The 19,488-nt window shown below is 55.8% G+C and carries 24 protein-coding genes; all 24 read left to right on the top strand.

Going from position 1 to position 19,488, the window contains the following annotated elements:
• The first annotated feature begins 11 nt into the window (after positions 1-11).
• Positions 12-512, top strand: a complete 501-nt coding sequence (locus Q8Q08_03590) for a hypothetical protein (GenBank protein MDP2653097.1) — start codon at positions 12-14, stop codon at positions 510-512.
• A gap of 220 nt (positions 513-732) precedes the next feature.
• Positions 733-1,872: a Fic family protein gene (locus Q8Q08_03585; protein MDP2653096.1), complete on the top strand. Its 1,140-nt coding sequence runs from the start codon at positions 733-735 to the stop codon at positions 1,870-1,872.
• A 47-nt stretch (positions 1,873-1,919) separates the two neighbouring features.
• A complete protein-coding gene (locus tag Q8Q08_03580) occupies positions 1,920-2,993 on the top strand; it encodes a DUF1016 N-terminal domain-containing protein (GenBank protein MDP2653095.1) in 1,074 nt (357 codons plus the stop codon).
• Positions 2,994-3,255: 262 nt separating this feature from the next.
• Entirely contained in the window at positions 3,256-3,603 is a 348-nt protein-coding gene (locus Q8Q08_03575; protein ID MDP2653094.1) for a type II toxin-antitoxin system RelE/ParE family toxin, read from the top strand.
• A 4-nt stretch (positions 3,604-3,607) separates the two neighbouring features.
• A complete protein-coding gene (locus Q8Q08_03570) occupies positions 3,608-3,892 on the top strand; it encodes a Fis family transcriptional regulator (GenBank protein ID MDP2653093.1) in 285 nt (94 codons plus the stop codon).
• Between the two features lie 161 nt (positions 3,893-4,053).
• Positions 4,054-4,527, top strand: a complete 474-nt coding sequence (locus Q8Q08_03565) for a mobile mystery protein A (protein MDP2653092.1) — start codon at positions 4,054-4,056, stop codon at positions 4,525-4,527.
• Positions 4,517-5,110, top strand: a complete 594-nt coding sequence (locus Q8Q08_03560) for a mobile mystery protein B (protein MDP2653091.1) — start codon at positions 4,517-4,519, stop codon at positions 5,108-5,110. The genes Q8Q08_03565 and Q8Q08_03560 overlap by 11 nt, the downstream gene beginning before the upstream one ends.
• Before the next feature lie 19 nt (positions 5,111-5,129).
• Positions 5,130-5,732, top strand: coding sequence for a MarC family protein (locus Q8Q08_03555; protein MDP2653090.1), 603 nt, complete (start codon positions 5,130-5,132; stop codon positions 5,730-5,732).
• Between the two features lie 19 nt (positions 5,733-5,751).
• Positions 5,752-7,059, top strand: coding sequence for a glycosyltransferase family 87 protein (locus tag Q8Q08_03550; protein MDP2653089.1), 1,308 nt, complete (start codon positions 5,752-5,754; stop codon positions 7,057-7,059).
• Positions 7,052-7,837 (top strand): YwiC-like family protein, encoded by a 786-nt coding sequence (locus Q8Q08_03545; protein MDP2653088.1) that lies wholly within the window; start codon positions 7,052-7,054, stop codon positions 7,835-7,837. The genes Q8Q08_03550 and Q8Q08_03545 overlap by 8 nt, the downstream gene beginning before the upstream one ends.
• A 36-nt stretch (positions 7,838-7,873) precedes the next feature.
• On the top strand, positions 7,874-8,128 hold the full coding sequence (locus Q8Q08_03540; protein ID MDP2653087.1) for a Smr/MutS family protein: 255 nt from the start codon (positions 7,874-7,876) through the stop codon (positions 8,126-8,128).
• 174 nt (positions 8,129-8,302) lie between these two features.
• A complete protein-coding gene (locus tag Q8Q08_03535; protein MDP2653086.1) occupies positions 8,303-8,764 on the top strand; it encodes a phage holin family protein in 462 nt (153 codons plus the stop codon).
• Positions 8,765-8,828: 64 nt separating this feature from the next.
• On the top strand, positions 8,829-10,802 hold the full coding sequence (locus Q8Q08_03530; protein MDP2653085.1) for a bifunctional aldolase/short-chain dehydrogenase: 1,974 nt from the start codon (positions 8,829-8,831) through the stop codon (positions 10,800-10,802).
• A 97-nt stretch (positions 10,803-10,899) separates the two neighbouring features.
• Positions 10,900-11,502: a hypothetical protein gene (locus Q8Q08_03525; GenBank protein ID MDP2653084.1), complete on the top strand. Its 603-nt coding sequence runs from the start codon at positions 10,900-10,902 to the stop codon at positions 11,500-11,502.
• Positions 11,503-11,524: 22 nt separating this feature from the next.
• Positions 11,525-12,430: a CsgG/HfaB family protein gene (locus Q8Q08_03520; GenBank protein MDP2653083.1), complete on the top strand. Its 906-nt coding sequence runs from the start codon at positions 11,525-11,527 to the stop codon at positions 12,428-12,430.
• A gap of 30 nt (positions 12,431-12,460) precedes the next feature.
• A complete protein-coding gene (locus Q8Q08_03515; protein ID MDP2653082.1) occupies positions 12,461-12,655 on the top strand; it encodes a hypothetical protein in 195 nt (64 codons plus the stop codon).
• A gap of 88 nt (positions 12,656-12,743) precedes the next feature.
• On the top strand, positions 12,744-12,977 hold the full coding sequence (locus Q8Q08_03510; GenBank protein MDP2653081.1) for a CopG family transcriptional regulator: 234 nt from the start codon (positions 12,744-12,746) through the stop codon (positions 12,975-12,977).
• Positions 12,964-13,227, top strand: a complete 264-nt coding sequence (locus Q8Q08_03505; protein MDP2653080.1) for a type II toxin-antitoxin system RelE/ParE family toxin — start codon at positions 12,964-12,966, stop codon at positions 13,225-13,227. The genes Q8Q08_03510 and Q8Q08_03505 overlap by 14 nt, the downstream gene beginning before the upstream one ends.
• 13 nt (positions 13,228-13,240) lie before the next feature.
• The gene (locus Q8Q08_03500) at positions 13,241-14,806 is read left to right on the top strand and encodes an SDR family oxidoreductase (GenBank protein ID MDP2653079.1); all 1,566 of its coding nucleotides are present in this window, start codon (positions 13,241-13,243) and stop codon (positions 14,804-14,806) included.
• A gap of 54 nt (positions 14,807-14,860) precedes the next feature.
• Positions 14,861-15,202 carry a hypothetical protein gene (locus tag Q8Q08_03495; GenBank protein ID MDP2653078.1) on the top strand — a complete coding sequence of 114 codons (342 nt, stop codon included), beginning with the start codon at positions 14,861-14,863 and terminating at the stop codon, positions 15,200-15,202.
• Between the two features lie 3 nt (positions 15,203-15,205).
• On the top strand, positions 15,206-15,634 hold the full coding sequence (locus Q8Q08_03490; protein MDP2653077.1) for a single-stranded DNA-binding protein: 429 nt from the start codon (positions 15,206-15,208) through the stop codon (positions 15,632-15,634).
• 46 nt (positions 15,635-15,680) lie between these two features.
• Entirely contained in the window at positions 15,681-16,124 is a 444-nt protein-coding gene (locus tag Q8Q08_03485; GenBank protein MDP2653076.1) for a prepilin-type N-terminal cleavage/methylation domain-containing protein, read from the top strand.
• A gap of 32 nt (positions 16,125-16,156) precedes the next feature.
• Positions 16,157-18,088, top strand: coding sequence for a hypothetical protein (locus Q8Q08_03480; GenBank protein ID MDP2653075.1), 1,932 nt, complete (start codon positions 16,157-16,159; stop codon positions 18,086-18,088).
• Entirely contained in the window at positions 18,081-19,397 is a 1,317-nt protein-coding gene (locus Q8Q08_03475; GenBank protein ID MDP2653074.1) for a hypothetical protein, read from the top strand. Before Q8Q08_03480 ends, Q8Q08_03475 begins: the two co-directional genes overlap by 8 nt.
• Positions 19,398-19,488 lie beyond the last annotated feature (91 nt).

Raw genomic sequence — 19,488 nt, 5'->3', positions numbered from 1 at the left:
CGTGGTTGATTATGGGGCCACTTTGTGATCAAACGATAATCGTTGTCTCCAGGCAGGATGTCGAAGCGAAAGATATCGGGCCTATCCTCCCGATTCTAAAACGCTTCCTTGAGTCTCCAGAAGTTGCTAGATTTTATATGGAGAAAGTGGATATTGCATTTGACGGGTATAATAATTTTAAGGAAGAGTTGCATGAAATTCCCGAAGTAAGAAACTATGTGCATATGTTAGATGAGCAGTTCCCCTTTTGGCTGTTCTTTTTGTCTAAATATATGCTAGGTTTGCAGTGCATAGCGCATTGTTTTTTGTCTCCATATTTAACTGAGGAAGCACAGACCAGCACCCATCCAGAAGAGCTTGGGAAATTGCTGATTAATCGGTGGGTGCCTGCCCTGAATCATGTTGCTCAATATGCTGGTTTGAGTGACCAAGAGACTGATGAACTCCTAAACCGTGCTATCAAATATTTTAAGGAAGGCCAATTCAAGCAGGTAAATCCCGGGGATGCATGACCTAATCCGTAATTGAATTGATAACCCATGCCTGTATCTCCCTCCAAACCCAAACTCCCTTCCACCTACACCACCCTCCTAAACCAAGTCCGGCAAACGCTCATTCAAGGCCAGCAGCGCATTGAGGCGGAGAAGGTATTTGAGATAAGATTTGACTTGTCTCAAGTTTGGCTATAAACTTGAGATATGGTTATCCATAACTCAAATTCAGGAAAACTCTATGAAATACATCGCCGGTAAATATAAGAAGCACTTTTATCTTTCGGAGTATGAATATCAGAGTTTTTCGCCTTCCTTAATTAACCAGGACTTCAATTGGGATGACCGCAGGATTATTCTGCTCTTAGAGCAGGCTGTCCGTGAATTGGGAGAGCTTAATGCGTATTCCCATTTGGTCCCGGATGTTGGCTTCTTTGTCAAAATGCACGTTGTTAAAGAGGCCACGACATCATCCCGCATAGAGGGAACCCGGACCGAGGTAGATGAGGCGGTCTTGCCCATTGAGGAGATTTCTCCGGAGAAGAAGGACGATTGGCAGGAAGTCCAGAATTACATCAAAGCCATGGATTCCGCCATCCAACGCCTTGGGGCATTGCCTTTGTGTATGCGGCTTTTGCAGGAGACGCATGGAAAGCTTTTGGCCGGTGTGCGGGGGAAAGAAAAGCAGCCTGGGGCGATCCGGAAGAGTCAGAATTGGATCGGCGGCCCCAATTTGAAGGACGCTGTTTTTATCCCGCCTCATCATGATGAGCTGCCAGAATTTCTTTCAGATTTGGAGAAATTTTGGCATAACGACGCTCTCCAGCTTCCGCAGCTCATCAAAATTGCCATGAGCCATTATCAGTTTGAAACGATCCATCCATTCTTAGATGGTAACGGTCGTATTGGACGGCTTTTGATCACCTTACAGTTAGTTGATTATAAAATTTTGCAAAAACCCACGTTGTATTTATCGGATTTCCTGGAAAAGCATCGTGGAGAGTATTTTGACGCCTTGATGCTGGTGCGTACTTCAGGTGATATTGAGCAATGGATTAGATTTTTTCTTAACGGTGTCATCCAGACGGCTGGTAAGGGGAAGAAAACGTTTGAAAGTATCATTGCGCTCCGTCATGAGTATGAGCAGAAGGTCATAAGATTCGGGCGTAGAGCGAAAATTGGCCAGCCGTTATTGATTCACCTTTTTTCCAAACCGGTCATTAATATCAGTCAGGCCGCCGGCATTTTAAAGGTTACCTACAACACAGCAAACAGCTTGATTGGGCAATTTGTCAAGGCTGGAATCCTGCGAGAAATCACTGGATATTCCAGGAACCAATTTTTTGCCCTTCATGAGTATCTGGATTTGTTCAGGAAATAATGAGCGATTGAATATTGAATCTGGGACACAGGACTTAATTCTTTTTCATGCCCCCCTCGAAAACAAAACTCCCTTCCACCTACACCACCCTCCTAAACCAAGTCCGGCAAACGCTCATTCAAGGCCAGCGGCGCATTGAGGCGGAGAAGGTGCGTATTTACTGGGAAACGGGACGGCTGATCCGTGAGCATATCCTCCAGAACAAGGACCGGGCGGAGTATGGGACGGAGGTGGTGAAGCAGCTTTCAAAGGACTTGGAGATTGAAGATTCGAGTTTGCAGCGATGCATCCAGTTTGCGAGGATCTACCCGAAGGCCAAGATTTCCGGTGCGCACCGGAAATTGACCTGGTCGCATTATACGAAGTTATTGACTGTCCGGGATGAAAGGGAACGCGAGCTCCTGGAAGGAAGGAGTATCAAGCATGATTGGTCGTATAGAGAATTGGGCTCCCGCATCAAGGCCTCGCGGGGGAATGAAGAGCCGAAAGAAGAGGAGCACCCTGCTAAGCAAACCCTCCTGACACCCATCCGGGGGCAGATCTACACCTACAAGCTGATCCAGCGGCCCACGCTGGGCGCGGGGAGTTTGGAAAAGCCGTTGTTGCTGGATTTGGGGTTCGGGATTTTTCGGGATGTGGATTCTCGCACAGCAGGGCGGTTTGAGGCGGAACAGATCGTGGAGTCCCGGCCTAAAGAGGATTCTTATTCCCTCTACAGCACGGAGCGCACAGCCAGGGACCTTTACACCTACCAGGCCTTTGTCGAGAAGGTGGTGGACGGCGACACGCTGAAGGTGCGGATCGACCTGGGGTTTGAGACCTGGACCCGGCAGGTGCTGCGCTTGCGGGGGATCGATTGTCCGGAAGTGGGGACGCCGCCAACACTTAGCCCCTCTGGGCTAAGTACTCCGCCCCGCGTGAGGGAAAATGCGGGGCTACGAGCTAAGGCGTTTGTGCAGTCACTGATCAAAGAGGCCTCGCAGATCATCATTCGCAGCAGCCGGTCGGATAAATACGACCGTTATTTAGCGGACATCTTCATCCCGGCCGAGGACGGCGGGGAAGAGGTGTTTTTGAATAACCACTTGCTGGAACAGGGGCATGCTGTTGTTATGCCCTGAACCCCTCTGGGTTCAGGACTCCTCCCCGCATGTGGAGAACTCGGGGCTCACCCATCCGCTTGAAAATATCGTGAAGCTGTTGTAAAGTATTAATCAGTTACCCCTTCTTATCCCCCCCCCAATCAGGTCAATACCCCAAGTGTGTTTGTAGTCCCATCGTGAGGACGGGTCTTTTGTTTTCCGTCCTTTCGGAGACACCATTTATTAGGACTTGCCATATGTACCAATTATGGTACACTTATAACGTAATGGTGAATGCATGATGGACAGAAGCAGCCCATTACAGGTGGTCTTTTACGCAACGGAGACAGGTCATGAACCAGTCAGGGAATGGCTGAAATCTTTGTTGAAGGAAGAGAAGAAAGCGATAGGTGAGGACATTAAAACTGTGCAATTTGGGTGGCCGATTGGCATGCCTGTTGTTAAGAAGCTGGAAAAAGGGATTTGGGAAGTAAGGACTGAATTGAATAATAAGATTTCACGCATATTATTCACGGTTTATGAGGAAAATATAGTGCTGTTGCACGGGTTTATTAAAAAAAGCCAGAAAACCCCCGGGGAAGATCTGGATCTGGCCCGGAAGCGCGCGAGAGACGTCAGGGGAGGATAGGACCATGAAAAATAAACATATCGGCAGTAAGTTTGATGATTTTTTGAAGGAAGAGAATCTCTTGGAAGAAGCGCAGGCCGCAGCTATCAAGCGCGTCATCGCCTTTCAAATCCAGAAGATCATGGAGCAACAGCACATCACGAAAAGTGAAATGACGGCGAGGATGCAGATCAAAAGCAGGACGCAGTTGGACCGGCTTTTGGACCCCGAAAACGTGTCGGTCACCCTCCTGACACTGGAAAAAGCCGCAAACGCCCTTGGGAAAAAGTTAAAAATACAATTGGCATAATTTCACGGACACGCACATACGGCCCCTTATTCCCGGATGGAGAAAACGTGCTGCGCTTATAGATGCTATAAATAGCATTGACAAATGGTATTATTATGCTATATTTAGCATATATTATTGTTGATTAATGCCATATATAGCATTTAATTAAGAGGCGAAATATGACGTCCTGGGAAAGAAAAGTTGTTCGTGAGCAGTTGGACAAAAGATTGGCTGTTTTCCGGAATTTTCTTGATCCGGTCATGCCGTCGCAAGGATGGGTCAAGTCCATCCGCGAGGCCCTGGGATTATCCACAGCGCAGTTAGGGCAACGGGTGGGGATCGATCAATCGCGCATTTCCCGTTTGGAAAATGCGGAAAAGAACGGTGATCTGAAACTGTCCTCGCTGCAGAAGATCGCCAAAGGTTTGAACATGAAGTTTGTCTATGGTTTTGTGCCGGAGGATACGCTGGATGCGATGGTCAGGGCCCAGGCCAGGCGCATCGCGCTAAAGCGGCTGAAGCTGCTGGACAATACCATGCGGCTGGAAAAACAATCCCTGTCCGGGGAGGACCAGAAAAAGGCCCTGGACGATATGATCGAGAAGATCGTGATCGACCCGCCGAAGGATTTTTGGGACCAGGATGGTGAATAATATTCAATATCCCGAAGGCGCCACCCCGCTTGACCCGGATGAAATGGAGGGGTTGAAGCTGGGGCATATCGCCACCCGTGAAGAGCTGAACCGTTTTGAACAGGACAATATCGGTGCAGCCCTGCAGTGGCTGGCCAATCGGCGCAAGAGCGATATTTTGACGGAAAAGTTTATCAAGACATTGCATCAAAAGATGTTCGGCAAGGTCTGGCGCTGGGCGGGATCGTTCAGGCGTTCCGGTAAGAACGTCGGTGTCGATTGGCCGCAAATCCCCGCGCAGTTGCACACGTTGTTGCAGGATGTCCGCTATTGGATCGAGCACGGAACATATTCTCCGGATGAGATCGCCGCGCGGTTTCATCATAAGCTGGTTTGGATCCATCTGTTCGCCAACGGCAACGGCCGCCACGCGCGCTTGATGACGGACCTGCTTTTGGAAGATGTGCTCAAGCAGGAGCCGTTTACCTGGAATGTCGGCGATATTGACGCGGAGGACAGGGATCTTTATGTGCGAGCGTTGAGGAAGGCGGATGACCATGATTATTCGATGCTGTTGGAATACGTTCGCAAACGGCATGGATAGCTAAGAAGGGAGTTAAATCATGAACTGGACCGCATTGATTGAATCCACCCTGATCCTCTTTGCCATCGTGAATCCGGTGGGGAGTGTGCCGTTGTTCCTTCAGTTGACGCACAAGATGCCGCCGGAGGACCGGAAGAAGGCGTTCGGCACGGCGGTGTGGACGGCACTGGTGATCTTGTTCGTGTTTATCCTGGCGGGGCAGGGGATGTTGACGTATCTGTTCCGCATCACGGCCAATGATCTGCAGGCGGCGGGCGGGTTATTGTTGTTGATCATCGCGATCGACCACCTGGTATTCGGGGCGCTGGCGAAAAGCGTGATGTCCGAGGACGGGGCCGGGGCGCATCAGATAGGCGCGGTGCCGATCGCCTGCCCGATCCTGGCCGGGCCCGGGGCGATGATGACGGCGTTCATGAATTACATGAATCACGGCTTCGCGGTGGCGGCGCTGTCCATCGTGATCGTGATGGCGCTGACCGCGCTGGTGTTGTCTTTCATCGACACGATCTACCGGACGCTGGGCAAGGTGGTGTGCCTGGTGCTGTCCAAGATCATGTGCCTGTTCCTCGCCGCCATCGGCATTCATCTGTTGATGACCGGGCTTCAGCCGTATCTGCAATGAGAGAAACCGTCGGACTCTCATGAACGACTCTTACCGGAAATTCTGTCTTCTCGTGATCATCAGCATGGTTGCCGCGCAGTTCCTGCTGATGAAAGGCGCGGATCTCATGCCGCAGTACAAGCGTGAATATCAGACGTTTCGTTTCCCTCCGTCCCGCAAGGATTTTCATATCAATTACCACGCCTCCCGCGCCCTCATGTCCGGCGGGGACATCTACTTTGTCCACAAGGAGAAGGATTGCCCCAACCGGGAGTGGTACAACAGCCCCTTTCTGGCTTACGCCTTTGCGCCTTTCAGTCTGCTCCCGGAGATCCCCGCGTATATGCTGTGGATCACCCTCTTGTTGGCTGTCACGGTGTTCAGCTATTGGCTTTTTTCCCGGTTCTTTGAAAATAAGCCCCTGTTCTGGGCGGTCACGCTGGTGATCACGGCGTTCTCTTACCCTTTGAAATTCGCCCAGGAGCGGGGGACCGTGGACCACCTGATCTATCTTTTGGTGGTCCTGATGTTCTTTTCTTACGCGGTGAAACGGCGCGCGTGGGTGACGGGGGTGCTGTTGAGCGCGGCGACGCTGATGAAACTTTACCCCGGGATATTCATCCTTTATTTCGCTGTCAAACGGGAATGGAAGGTCCTGACGTGGTCGTTGGTTTCATTCGCGGGGCTTGTGCTCCTGACGGGATGGGGCGGCACTTACGGTACGTTCATTCAGAAAATGACGGGGGTGGTGACCCATGGCACGCAGATCTGGACAGGGAACCATTCTTTGGTCAGTTGCCTTAACCTGACCGTCGGGGCAGGGGTCATGCAGGGCATCATTCCGAAATCTTTCGAGGAAAAAAGTTTTTTGGCTTTAGTCTGTGCGCTGATCCTGACGGTTTTATACTGGTGGGCGATCAAGGCCCTGTTAAGGGCCCGGGTCCGGACAACCCGCGTGATCGCCTTGGAATTTTCCCTGTTGTTGTCGCTGGCCACGGTCACCAGCCCCACGTCGCACGATTACAACCTGGTCCTGTTGATGTTCGCGACCATGGCATTGATGTATCATTACCAGGAGTTATGGCGCCGGCGGCCGTGGTCGTGGAAAGACGTTCCCGGCATCGTTGTTTTTATCGTTTCGACGGCTTTGCTTTATACGGCCCCTGTCCTGGATATTGCCGCGCTGCTCAACGGCGCTCATAACGGGAAGGAACTGCGGTTTTATTTTCTGGAAAACGATTTTTGGCCGGTGATGGGGTATTTCTTTTTACTGTATGCCATCCTGGTCAACGAACAGCGGCCGGAGGATGTTCGCCCGGCGTCTGAGGGGGAAAAGCCCAATGCCTGAAATGCCCGGACAATGGAAAGCCGTCGCCGTCCCAAAGGAGCACGGGGCGTGGGTGATGATCGCGGAGGCGGTGCTGGTTGGGCTGGGGCTGGCCCTGTCCTGGGAAGGGATTGTGCTGGGGGCCGTGGCAGTGCTGGCGTTTTTTCTGACGCATCCGTTGAAAATTTTTGTGCGGGACCTGCTGGACAACCGGTCGTTCCCGCGCACGATGCTGGCGATGAAGGTGGCGGCCGTTTACGCCGCGCTCATGATCGTCGGGTTCGCGGCCGTGCTGATGAACAATCCGTATCCGTTCTGGATGCCGCTGGTTTTCGCCGGGATTTTTTATTCGCTGCAAATTTATTTCGCGGTCGGGCGGAATGAAAAGACTTTGGCCGCCGAGATCATGGGCGGGCTTGCCACCGGCTCGGTGGCGGCCGCGATCACGATCGCGGGCGGGTTTTCTCTTCCGGCGGCGTTCGCAGTCTGGGCCGCGCTCATGGTGCGCGGCGCGACGAGCATCGTTTATGTCCGCCACCGCCTGCGCAAGTCCCGGGACGAAAAATATTCTTTGCGCAATGTCACGCTGGCGCACGCGGGCGGCCTGCTGGCGCTGGTCGGACTGCAGGCGATGTACGGACTGCCAATAATAATTATTCTATCGTTTCTTGTATTGTTCGCCCGCGCGGTGTATTATTTAGAAGTATGCTCCAGCTTTCATCGTCCTCAGGTTGTCGGCATTCAGGAAATTATCTTCGGGCTGTTCAACAGCGTGATGATCGTTTTGAGTTTCCGATAGCGAAATTCCCGGGGCGCCCGCAATGCAGTCCCCCTTATGGCCAAGCTCAAATTAGATTTGCACGATATTTTCAACAAAGGCAATTCCATTGAAGAGGAATTGGGCCGCGTGATCCAGGACGCGGTGCGCAAGCGGATCGCCCTTGTGGAGATCATCCCCGGCAAGGGAAGCGGGCAGTTGAAGAAACACGTTCTGCGGTTCCTGCAGAGGCCGGAGATCAAAAAGCTGTACCACCGGGTTGAGAAGGACGACAAAAATTTTGGCAGAGTGTTCGTACATTTCCGATTTTAACGCAGGACAAACACGGAAAGGAGAGCACAATGGTCAAAAAGAAAGCCGCAAAAAGAAAGACAGCCAAAAAGAAGTCAAAGAGCAAGAGAAGATAGTTCGCACTTGAAGGACATGGGACGCACGCTGTAACCCCGTCAACGCGGGTTACGGCGTGTGTCCTTTTATGGGGGGCGCATGAAGGCATTTTTCACAAAATGGGCGGTGCACACGGCGGCGCTGCTATTGGTGGTCTGGATCGTCCCGGGGATCAGCGCCGCGGGATGGGACAGTCTCATCATGGCCTCACTGGTCCTGGGCCTGCTGAACACGTTTATCCGCCCCGTGATCCTGGCCCTCACACTGCCGTTGCAGGTCTTCAGTCTGGGGCTGGCGACGCTGGCGCTCAACGCCCTTTTGTTCCTGCTGGCCGCGGAGTTGGTGATGGGCTTTTTCGTGGCCGGGTTCGGCAGCGCGTTCTGGGGGGCGCTGTTGTTCAGCATCATCAGCTCTGTGACAAATCTTTTTGTTCAGCCGGCAGGCGAATTCCGCTTTTATTCCCGCCGGCAACAGGGCCCTGCCCCGAAGGATGACGGCGTCATCGACATCGAAGCCACCCCCAAAGAGAATGACAATCCCAGATTAGACAAAACTCCCTGACCGGGTATAATAAGACTTTCGGGGACAGCCCCTGCCCCCGCGCGGACAACCGCCGTTAAATCCTATGAACAACCTTTGGAATGACCAGGAAGCTGCCGGATTCAAGAGCGACCCGCTGAAACTGCGCGTGTACACCTCGCGGTTGCTGGGGCGTGAGCCCGATCTGGTGCTGCACGGCGGAGGGAACACCTCGGTCAAGGTGAGGGAGACCAACGCCTTCGGCGAGGAGGAAGAGCTTCTCTACGTGAAGGGCAGCGGCTGGGACCTGGCCTCGATCGAGGCCGGGGGATTCGCGCCGGTGAAGATGGACGCGCTGTTGAAAATGGCGCGGCTCAAGGAATTGTCCGACGCGAAAATGGTGAGCCTGCAGAGGGCGGCCATGACCGATCCTTCGGCGCCCAACCCGTCGGTGGAGGCGATCCTGCACGCGATCATTCCGTTTCAATTTGTGGACCACACCCACGCGGACGCCGTTGTCGCGGTGTCCAACACCCCTGACGGCGAGAAGCGGATCCGCGAGATCTACGGCCCGAATGTCCTGGTGGTGCCCTACGTGATGCCGGGTTTCATTCTGGCCCGGAAAGTTTTTGAGATGACGCGGGACCTGGACTGGGCCAGGGCCGAGGGGATGGTGCTTCTTCATCACGGGATTTTCACTTTTGATAACGACGCGAAGGCCAGCTACGAGAAAATGATCCGGCTGGTGAGCAAGGCCGAGGATTATTTGAAGACGCACAGCGCGGTTGTTGCCGTTTCCGCCAACGCGCGGGCGAAAGAGGATCTGCCGGAACTCGCCCGATTGCGCCGCGCGGTTGCGAGGAAACGGGGCACGGCTGTGCTGGCAAGTCAGATCGCGCGTCCGGACCATGTTCAGTTTTCCAATTTGCCGCATATGGAAAAGATCGCGGCCCGCGGCTGTCTGACCCCCGACCACATCATCCGCACCAAGCGCGTTCCCATGATCATTAAAGACGATCCGTTGAAAGCCGTTGAATCCTTTGCCGGGGAATACCAAAAATATTTCGACAGGAACCACAAGCCCGGACAGGTGTGCCTGGACCCGGCCCCGCGCTGGGCGGTGGCCCCGGAACGCGGCTCGTTCATCTTCGGCGCCGATGTGAAAGAACTGCGGGTCATCAGCGACATCACGGACCACACCATCCGCGCCGTTCAGCAGGCGGAAATGCTGGGCGAATGGAAGGCCCTGCCGGAAAAAGATCTGTTTGAAATGGAATACTGGGAGCTGGAGCAGGCCAAGCTGAAAAAGGCGCAGTCCCCGCCGTTGTTCCAGGGCAAGGTCGTGATGGTGACGGGCGCGGCCAGCGGCATCGGCAAGGCGTGCGTGGAAGAATTCGCGCGGCTATGCGCGGCTGTGTCCGCGGTGGACATGGACCCGAAGATTTCCTCGCTGTTCAAGAAGGACACGGTCCTCGGGATCGCGGCGGATTTGACGGACCCGGCCCAGGTCAAGGCGGCGGTTGAAGAGACCGTGCGGAATTTCGGCGGGCTGGACATCGTGGTGAGCAACGCCGGGATTTTTCCGCCGAGCGAGACCATTGCCGGGATGAAGCCGGAGACTTGGGAGAAAAGTCTGCGGGTGAACCTGACCAGCCACCAGTACCTGTTGACGGAAGCGGTGCCGTATTTGAAGGAAGGGCTCGAGCCGGCGGTGATTGTGGTGGGATCGAAGAACGTGCCCGCTCCCGGCCCCGGCGTGTCCGCGTATTCGGTGGCCAAGGCGGGGTTGACGCAGTTGGCGCGGGTGGCGGCGCTGGAATTGGCGGCTTCGGGCATCCGGGTGAACATTGTCCATCCGAACCAGGTGTTCGACACCGCGATCTGGACCCCGGAAGTATTAGAGAAGCGCGCCAAACATTACGGGACAACCGTTGAAGAATACAAGAAAAGCAATTTGCTGAAGACCGAGATCACGTCGTTCGATGTGGCGCGGCTGGTTTGCGTGATGGCCGGCCCGGTATTCGCCAAAACCACCGGAGCCCAGATTCCGATTGACGGCGGGAACGACCGGGTGATATAAGAAAAGGCCCGGGTTGCCGGGGGAACACCCCGCAACAGTCCTGCGGGGGCCACAGGGCGGAGCCCCTTTGGGGAGCGTGAGCGACAGAGGAGGAGATATGAGGAAAATTTTTGTGATGGCAGCGGCGGTCTTGCTGGCGGCCGGGACAAACGGTTTTTGCGGGGATGACCTTTTGCCTGAAAGAACGCGGGGTCCGGTCATCATGAGGAGGGACGCCGGCGGGGAATCCGCCAGGCCCGCGGTTTACAATCTCAAACGCTGGACTGTGGAAGAGAGCGCCGACCCTGTCCAGCGCGCGCTGGGTGTTTACAAAAAAAAATCCGAGACGCGGTATAACCGGCGCGTCTGGATCACCAATAAGGCGGACGGGACCAAGAAGGTCCTCGTGGAATTCACCGCCGGGGCCGCGGGCGGGAATGTTGTGTTCTCCCCGGACGAGGATTTTATGTATTATCTGGGGGTGGACAACCGCGGGTACAATTATGTTTATGGGGTTAACCTTTTATCTTCCGAGAAGTTTACGCTGGGGGATGCCGACCATTTCAGCACGGTCAATTGTCCGGACAAAAGGACATTTGTCGTGCTGGAGAATTACGGGAAGGTCACGACGCATCATGTCTACACGGCTTCAGGTCAGGAAGTCAAGGAGCCGTTAGATATTAAAAGCCCGGTGGATCTGGAAAAGAGCCTTTGTCGATAATAAACAACCACAGGAGATGACCATGAATAAGAACGTGTTTGCGGTTTTGGCGGCCCTGGTGTTGGGGCTGGGGGGAGCGGCGACGGATTCTTGCGCGGACGCGCTCAAGAAAACGGTCGCGGTCTTTGAATTCAAGAATGATTCCGGCTATTCAAGCATCGGAAATCTGGGGCAGGATTTCTCGACGCAGTTGTCGGATTCCCTGGTGCAGAGCGGGAAGTTCATCGTTTTGACCCGCAAGGACCTGGATGTGGTGATGGCGGAGCAGGACCTGGCCGCAAGCGACCGCATGGCCAAGTCCAGCGCCGCGCAGACGGGCAAGATCGTCCCGGCCCAGATTCTGATCAAGGGGCAGATCACGGAATTTGAAGAGAACACATCCGGCGGCGGGCAGGGTTTGTCGGTCAAGGGGGTTTCCCTGGGGATGAAGAAATCGTCCGCGCACATGGCGGTCATCATTCAGTTGATCGACTCCACTACGGGAGAGATCCTCGAATCCAAGCGCGTCGAGGGCGAGGCCTCGGGCGGCGGGCTGAGCGTGGGCTTCAGCGGGACGATCGACGTCAATTCGTCCAGTTTCAAGAAAACGCCGTTAGGCAAGGCCGTGCAGATCACGATCGACCAGGCGGTGGATTACATCGCCACGAAATTGTCGTCCCTGGCGTGGAAGGGCAAGGTCGTGACCGTGAAGGACGGGCTGGTGTTCGTCAATTCCGGCAAGACCGCCGGGATCCAGTCCGGCGACACGTTTTCCGTTTACAAGGAAGGCGAGGCCCTGGTGGACCCGGACACGGGCATGAACCTGGGCAGTGAAAGGACGAAGGTCGCGGACATCAAGATCAGCGACGTCCAGGATAAATTCTCCAAGGCCCAGATCGTCAGCGGCAAGGCCGAAGAGATCGGCAAGGGCGACATTGTCGAGAAATAATGACCTTTAACATAGAGAGAGGGTATCCCGATGAAATCTCTTTTGATCGTTTTGAGTCTGGTGGCAACGATGGGCGTGATGGGCTGTGAAACCGTGAAAGAGGGGACGACCGCGGCCGGCACTGCCGTCGGCAAAGGCGCGGACGCCGTCGGAGGCGTGACCGAAGGCGCCGCCGAAGGTTACAAAGGCAAGGACGTCACCGCGAACAACCCGTACGGACGGTAAATTAGCATTATAACGTCTTGACGTTATAACGTTGTGGTGCTATGCTTGAGCTGGACATATTCAGCAAAAGATATATGGGAGGTCCAAAATGATCAAACCAGCCAAACGCGCCACAGTGTATCTGGATTCGGATTTGCACAGAGTATTGAAGCTCAAAGCCGCGGAAACGTCCCGATCCGTTTCCGACCTGGTCAATGAAGCTGTTCGCCACGAATTGAGCGAAGATCAGGAAGATTTGCAGGCTTTTGCCGACCGCGTCAATGAACCGACAGTCTCTTACGAGCAATTGCTCAAGGATTTGAAGCGGGATGGCAAAATATAAAATTGAGGTCAAGAAATCAGCGGCCAAAGAAATCGCAAGTCTCCCGTCGCAGGTTATCCCCAAAATTTTGGCTAAGATCGGCTCTCTCTCGGATGATCCCCATCCCGTTGACTGCGTGAAGTTGTCCGGTGATGAGATGTATCGCATCCGCTGTGGGGATTATCGGATTTTATATTCCATTGAGAATGATATCCTCGTGGTCTATGTCGTGAAAGTCGGCCACCGCAGGGATGTTTACAGGCAAAAGTAAAGTCGCGGATCGCATGACAATCAATAAAACAGACGGGGTCGTCGAGCTGAAGTATTCCGAGGAAGAGGTCCAGGCGTGCGTTGAGATGCTGGAAAGCCTGGTGAAGAACAGCGAACAGCTGGCCTATCTTCCCCAGGAGATGAAGATCGCTCTCCTCGCCGCCTCCGGAAAACTGTCCCGCCCGGACCGCATTGAACTGCGCAAACGCCGGAGGGATATGCGCCGGGTCAAGCACAGCCGGGTCGAGAACCTGGAGCGGAAGGCCCGCGCCTCGACCGGCATTCGCAGCGCGCGCCAGGCCGCGGTCTTCACCGCGCCCCTCCGTATCTCGACGGACAGCCCGGATTTCAGGCACGAGCCGGCCGAGCTCCAGACCCCCCGCAATTGCTACGTCTGCAAGGACGAATTCACCAAACTGCATTTCTTCTACGACGCGATGTGCCCGAAGTGCGCGGATTTCAATTACCAGAAACGGTTTCAGACCGCGCCTTTGCACGGCCGGGTCGCGCTGATCACAGGGTCGCGCTTGAAGATCGGATACCAGGCGACACTGATGATGTTGCGCGCCGGGGCGCGGGTGATCGCGACCACGCGGTTCCCGGTGGATTCGGCCCTGCGTTACGCCAAGGAAAAAGATTTCGGGGAGTGGGGCGGCCGTCTGCACATTTACGGCCTGGACCTGCGGCACACGCCCAGTGTCGAGCTGTTTTGCAATTATTTTGAGCAGACTTACGACCGGCTGGACATCCTGATCAACAACGCGGCCCAGACCGTCCGTCGTCCGCCGGGATTTTACGCGCATTTGATGGCGAGCGAGAACCGTTCCTATGAAGACCTGCCGGAAGACGTTCAGAAATTACTGCGGCCTTTTGAGGAATGTAAAAAGCGGCTGATGTCCCACGTGCGGCCACAGATCGCGGGGGAGGCCATCCTCCCGGCGGTGTCCTGGGACGGGAAATCGCCGGGGATCGGGCTGCGGGCCTCCGCGCAGTTGTCGCAGGTCCCGTATTCTTACGACCACACCCTGGCGCCGGAAAAGGTCTTTCCTGTCGGAAAGCTGGACGCGGACCTTCAGCAGGTGGATCTGCGCGCGACCAACAGCTGGCGCCTGCGGCTGGGTGAAGTCCCGACAGCCGAGCTGTTCGAGATCCAGCTGGTCAACGCCATCGCCCCGTTTGTGATGTGCAACAAATTGTCCACGGTCATGAAACGCGATAACACCGGGCAGAAGCACATCGTGAACGTGTCGGCGATGGAGGGGAAGTTTCAGCGCTACATCAAAACCGACCGGCACCCGCACACGAACATGGCCAAGGCCGCGCTGAACATGCTGACACACACCTCGGCGAGCGACCTGGCGGATTACGGGATCTTTATGAACTCGGTGGACACGGGCTGGGTGACGGACGAAGATCCGGCCGCCCTGTCCGCGCGCAAACAGGAAGTGCATGACTTTCAGCCGCCGCTGGACATCGTGGACGGCGCCGCACGCGTGTGCGACCCGTTCTTCAGCGGGATCCTGACGGGCGAGCACTGGTCCGGCCGGTTCCTGAAGGATTATTTTCCCATCAGCTGGTGATGTCCCGGCCCGGAGTTTGTGTTAGAATGGGATTGTTTCTGAAAGCGGGCCTGTATGAAAAGACTTCTCGATATTTTCCGCCCAACGTGGCCCCGGATCATCCTGGCCTTCCTGGTCCCGGCGATGTTCTGGTACGGGATGGTTTACGAGACCAGCCCCGGGTGGCACGGGAAGCCGGACATCCATTATTTGGCCTGGCGGTTTACTCCGGTGCCGCTGATTTTTGTTTTCCCCGAGATGTGGTTTCACCGGGCGTATCAACGGATCGTCACCGACAATTTCTTTCATAATTACCTGATCACCCTGGCCGCGTCTTTTCCTCTGAATTACGCGCTGGCCTGCGGCGTGAACGGCCTTTTTCGAAAAATACTAAGCGGACAAAAACGAAAGGACTGAGCGATGAGTCTGAACAGCGTGAACGTCATGGGGAATTTGACGCGGGATCCGGAACTGAAATACACCCCGTCGGGAAAGGCGGTCTGCGTTCTGTCGATCGCGAACAACCGGGTCTATACCAAGAACAACGAGAAAGTGAACGAGGTGTCCTATTTTGACGTCGAGGTCTGGGGCGTGGTGGCGGAGAATTGCGCCAAATACCTCGCCAAGGGCCACGGCATCATCGTGGAAGGCCGCCTCAAGCAGGACCGCTGGGAAAAGGACGGGAAAACGCAGAGCCGCGTGCGGATCGTGGCCGGCAACGTCCATTTCCTGCCCAAGAAACAGCGCGAGGGAACGGGCGGCGGCTCCTATGACCAGCCGGCTGAAAGCGCGCCTGAAGCCCATGTCGCCGAAGCCCCTTCCGCCGATACCGCGGCCTGGGACGGTTAATCTTTCGTACCAGCATCAGCGCAGGCCGGTGAAGATGCCTCCAATTATGGGAAGACGCGGTTTTACCCTTCTGGAACTCGTCATCGTCATCATCATCGTCGGGGTACTGGCGTCCCTGGCTTTGCCCCGGTTTTTCCAAACGGTGGAATTTTCGCGGACCGTCGAGGCGCGGACCGCGATCGGGGCCATACGCCAGGCCGCCGAGCGGTGCTACATGATGAGGGGGGACTTTTTTAACTGTCCTTTGGATTTTCAGGGACTCGGTATCGACGACCCGGGAGCATCCCCCAACGCGCATTTCATTTATGCGTTGTCATACGGGTCTCCGGATTATTTGGTGGTCCAGGCCATCCGTAACACCCGCGACGGAGGCAGTTTCACCGAGGAAGTGCGGTTGTGCCAAGACGGCGACCGGATCATCTGGTGCGGGGCCGGGAAATACCGGGGGCTTGACCACGAATGCCCGTGGCCGGTCAATGCCTGCGAATAGTTCCTGACCTCCTGGAAATCCTCTCAAAATTCATGGATGCCGACGCCGAAAAGACGATCAGGGAATTCCTCAAGAGCCTGCGGATATGCGTCGGCAACGCCGCCATTTACTCCGAAGGCCATTCCGTTTTCAATAAGTCCATCGAAGAACTGCACCGGAAACTGAACGACGTCCTGTCCCTCTACAAGAGCCTGGAGATCTTCCTCGCCCCGCGTTTTCTCCTGATCAACGAGAAGAAACTGGAGAACGATTCTCTCTACGAGGATCTGGCCAAATTCTTCCACCGCCGCAGCATCAAGAGCATCCAGTTCAAGCAGGGCACGTCCCCCGAAGAGCTCAACCGCTTCATCCTCAGGTCCGCCCAGCGTCCGGCCGAGATCATCCGCCAGGGCGGGCTGGATTCCATTTTGAAGAACGAGAACCTTGTCCGGCTTGTCGTCGAGATGCTGGATTATTCCCAGATCCTCAAGAGCGTCAAGGAGGACCTGGACATCTGGGCGTTCCTTCTGCGCAAGGCGGTGGACACGGAAAACATCGAGGAGGTCGATTCGATCCTGGATTATTTCGACCACGTGGTCCGGGACATCGGCGTCAAGGGTTTCACGGAGCATGAGGACGTGCGCAAGGGCATGGGCGATTTTCTGGATTACGTGAAGATCAAGAAGAACTATGAATACTTGCGCTGCGTCAAGCAGTTGTTCAAGGGGATATTGAGGAACAAGGAGGCCTTGAAGGACGCGGCCCTGCCGGAGGATTTCACGGAGCGCATCGCGTCTTTGAGCGCCGGGGATTTTGCCGAGATCCTGCTGGACGACCTGCTGGAGCCGACGACGTCGGACCTCTTCATCCTGGAGGTGTTCGCGCGGTTCGGGGACAAGGACCTGCACAGCCGGATCGCGGAATCCGTGCTCGGCAAGGTGGCAAGCCGGGCCTCCGCCCAGGTCACCCTGGAATGGATCCGGAAGATCACCGGCCTGCTGGAAAAGTCCGGGCATCCGTTCGTCCGTGAGGTCTATGCCCCGGTCCTCTCGCGCCTGCCGGAGATTTTCACCGGGCACGCCTTCCATTATGACCGCGAGCTTTACGGGGAGCATTACCGGCTGGCCCTGCTCAACATCCTGGCCGTCGAGAAACAGGGGGAGGACGCCAGGATGATAGGCGATCTCCTGATCGAGGAATGCGGAAAGGCGCCGGAGGACAGGCGGCTAGCCTGCCTCAAGGCCCTGTGGGAGATCATTGGGCAGAAGAGGGCCGAAGATCCGTCTTTAAAACCGTCCCTGGAACCGGCCGCGCGGTTTGTCGCGGGGTCGGTCGAGAATCTCCTGTTGGAAGAAAAACTCCCGCCGGATTTCGAGTTTTTTCTCGGGGCCCTGGCGGGCACGGTGACAGACAGCCGCCCCTATGTGGAAACGATCTTCCGGAAGGGAAGGCCCGGCGCGCAGCTCTTGAAGGCCTATTTCGGGTTTTTTCCCGGCGAGGCGCACCGGTTTTATGAGAATCTCGGGTCGAAATTGCCGGACATGAAATTTGTGCTGAACCTGATCCGGGAAGCCAAGGGACTGCCGCCGCCCATTCTGCAGGAGATCTTGAAGAAGGCGTTCCAGTCTCCCAATATTTACGTCAAGATGGAAACATTGCGGATGATGCAGGATCTGCCGGCGTGCGATCCCGAATTTTTGCTTTCTGTCCTAACGGCGAGGACGGCCAACGCGGAGATGAGGGAGCTGGCCCTGCGGGCGATGGCCAAAGACGGGGACTCCCGGAAAAAGGCGGCGGCCTTTCTGCTGGAGCCGCTCATGAAGGGAAGGCCGGACGCGGCCGCGGAAGAAAACCTCCGGCTGATCGGAAAACTGCAGATCAAAGAAGCCGCGGACCTGCTGGCGGCGCTGAGCAGGAAAAAATTCGCGAACAAGAATATCGAGACGGAGGTCCTGCAGATCCTGCGGGATTGGGGGCATGGATAAAATCAATGAATTTTTAAGATCGCTGTGCGCGTCCATGGCGGCGGCGCGGATGTTCCCGCTGGAGCATCCCCAGGTGCGCAGCGTGACGGACGCGGCCTACGCCACCCTGACGGAGATCCTCAAGGACCGCGACCAGCTCGTCATCGGGATCGTGGAGGACGAACTGGTGTTCGACAACCAGATTTCCTTCGACCTGAGCACCATGATGCAGCTTTTTATTGCCACGGCCAAGAAAAAGGGCATCGAGAAGATTTATTTCCAGCCCGAGACCGGGCGGGACGAACTGGTCCGGTTCATCTCCTTTCTCCTGTCCAAGGAAGAGGCGCCCGGCAACGTCCAGGACCATTTTGTGGCGCTCGGCATCCAGAACATCAAGGTCAGCCGGCTCACAACACCCATGGAACAGCAGAAAAAAGAGAAGGTGGGGCCGCAGGAATCCTACGAGGAGCTTCTGAAACAGGTCCTGCAGGCCCACGCCAGGATCCTGGGTGAGCAAAAAATCCAGACCAACGCTTATGTGGAGCTGAAGATGGTCGTTTTTAACATCATGGAGCGGCTGATGGGACGGTACCAGGAGTTTCTGCCCGGCCCTGACCCGGACCAGGTCCCCCGGGAGGCGGTCCACTCGCTGAACACCGCGCTGTTGTCCGTGCATTTCGCCTCCAAGATCGCGCTGGGGCACGAGAACGTTCTGGACATCGGGATCTCGTCGTTGCTGTTCGATATCGGACGTGCCGCCCGCCGGCAGAACAGCCGGTTTGCCGAGGTCCCGGCGGATGACGAAAGGGCCCTGTCGGTGCTGGGCGCGAAAATCCTGGCACAGCAGGCGCACAACTTAGGACATTTGCCCGCGACCGTGGCCTTTGAGCGGCTTTTGCCTTGCGAGCCCGGGGAGGGGGCGGGGCTGGCTGTGCCGCAAAAACCGCACACGGCCTCGACGATCGTGGCCATCTGCAGCGGTTATGACGCCATTAACCTGGGGAAGGACCCCGGGGAATCGTATCCGCCGGACCTGGCCTACGAGCTGATGACCAGGAAATCCCCGGGGCGGTACCATCCGCATCTGCTGGCGAAATTTTTTGGGATCATGGGGATCTGGCCGGCGGGGAGCCTGGTCCGGTTGAGTGACGGCTCTGTCGCGGTCGTCCGGGAACAGCATGAGGAAGATCTTTTCTCTCCGCGGGTCGAAGTGGTCTTCCCCGAGGAGGACAAGAAGGTTGTGGACCTGAAGCTCAAGGACCATGGGCTCACGATCATTGACACCCTCAACCCGTCGGGGGAGGGGAAGAAGTACCGGCATTTGATTTAGGGGACACGCACCAGTTCCGAAGCATCGGGGACAGGTGTGTGTCCTCAGACCCAAAATCGAATGGCTCGCTCGGGAATGCCTGCCCCAGGCT

Source organism: Candidatus Omnitrophota bacterium (genome assembly GCA_030688425.1).
Lineage (GTDB): Bacteria > Omnitrophota > Gorgyraeia > Zapsychrales > JANLHA01 > JAUYIB01.
Note: the sequence above shows the minus strand (reverse complement) of the source record. Positions and strands in the feature narration are given on the sequence as shown.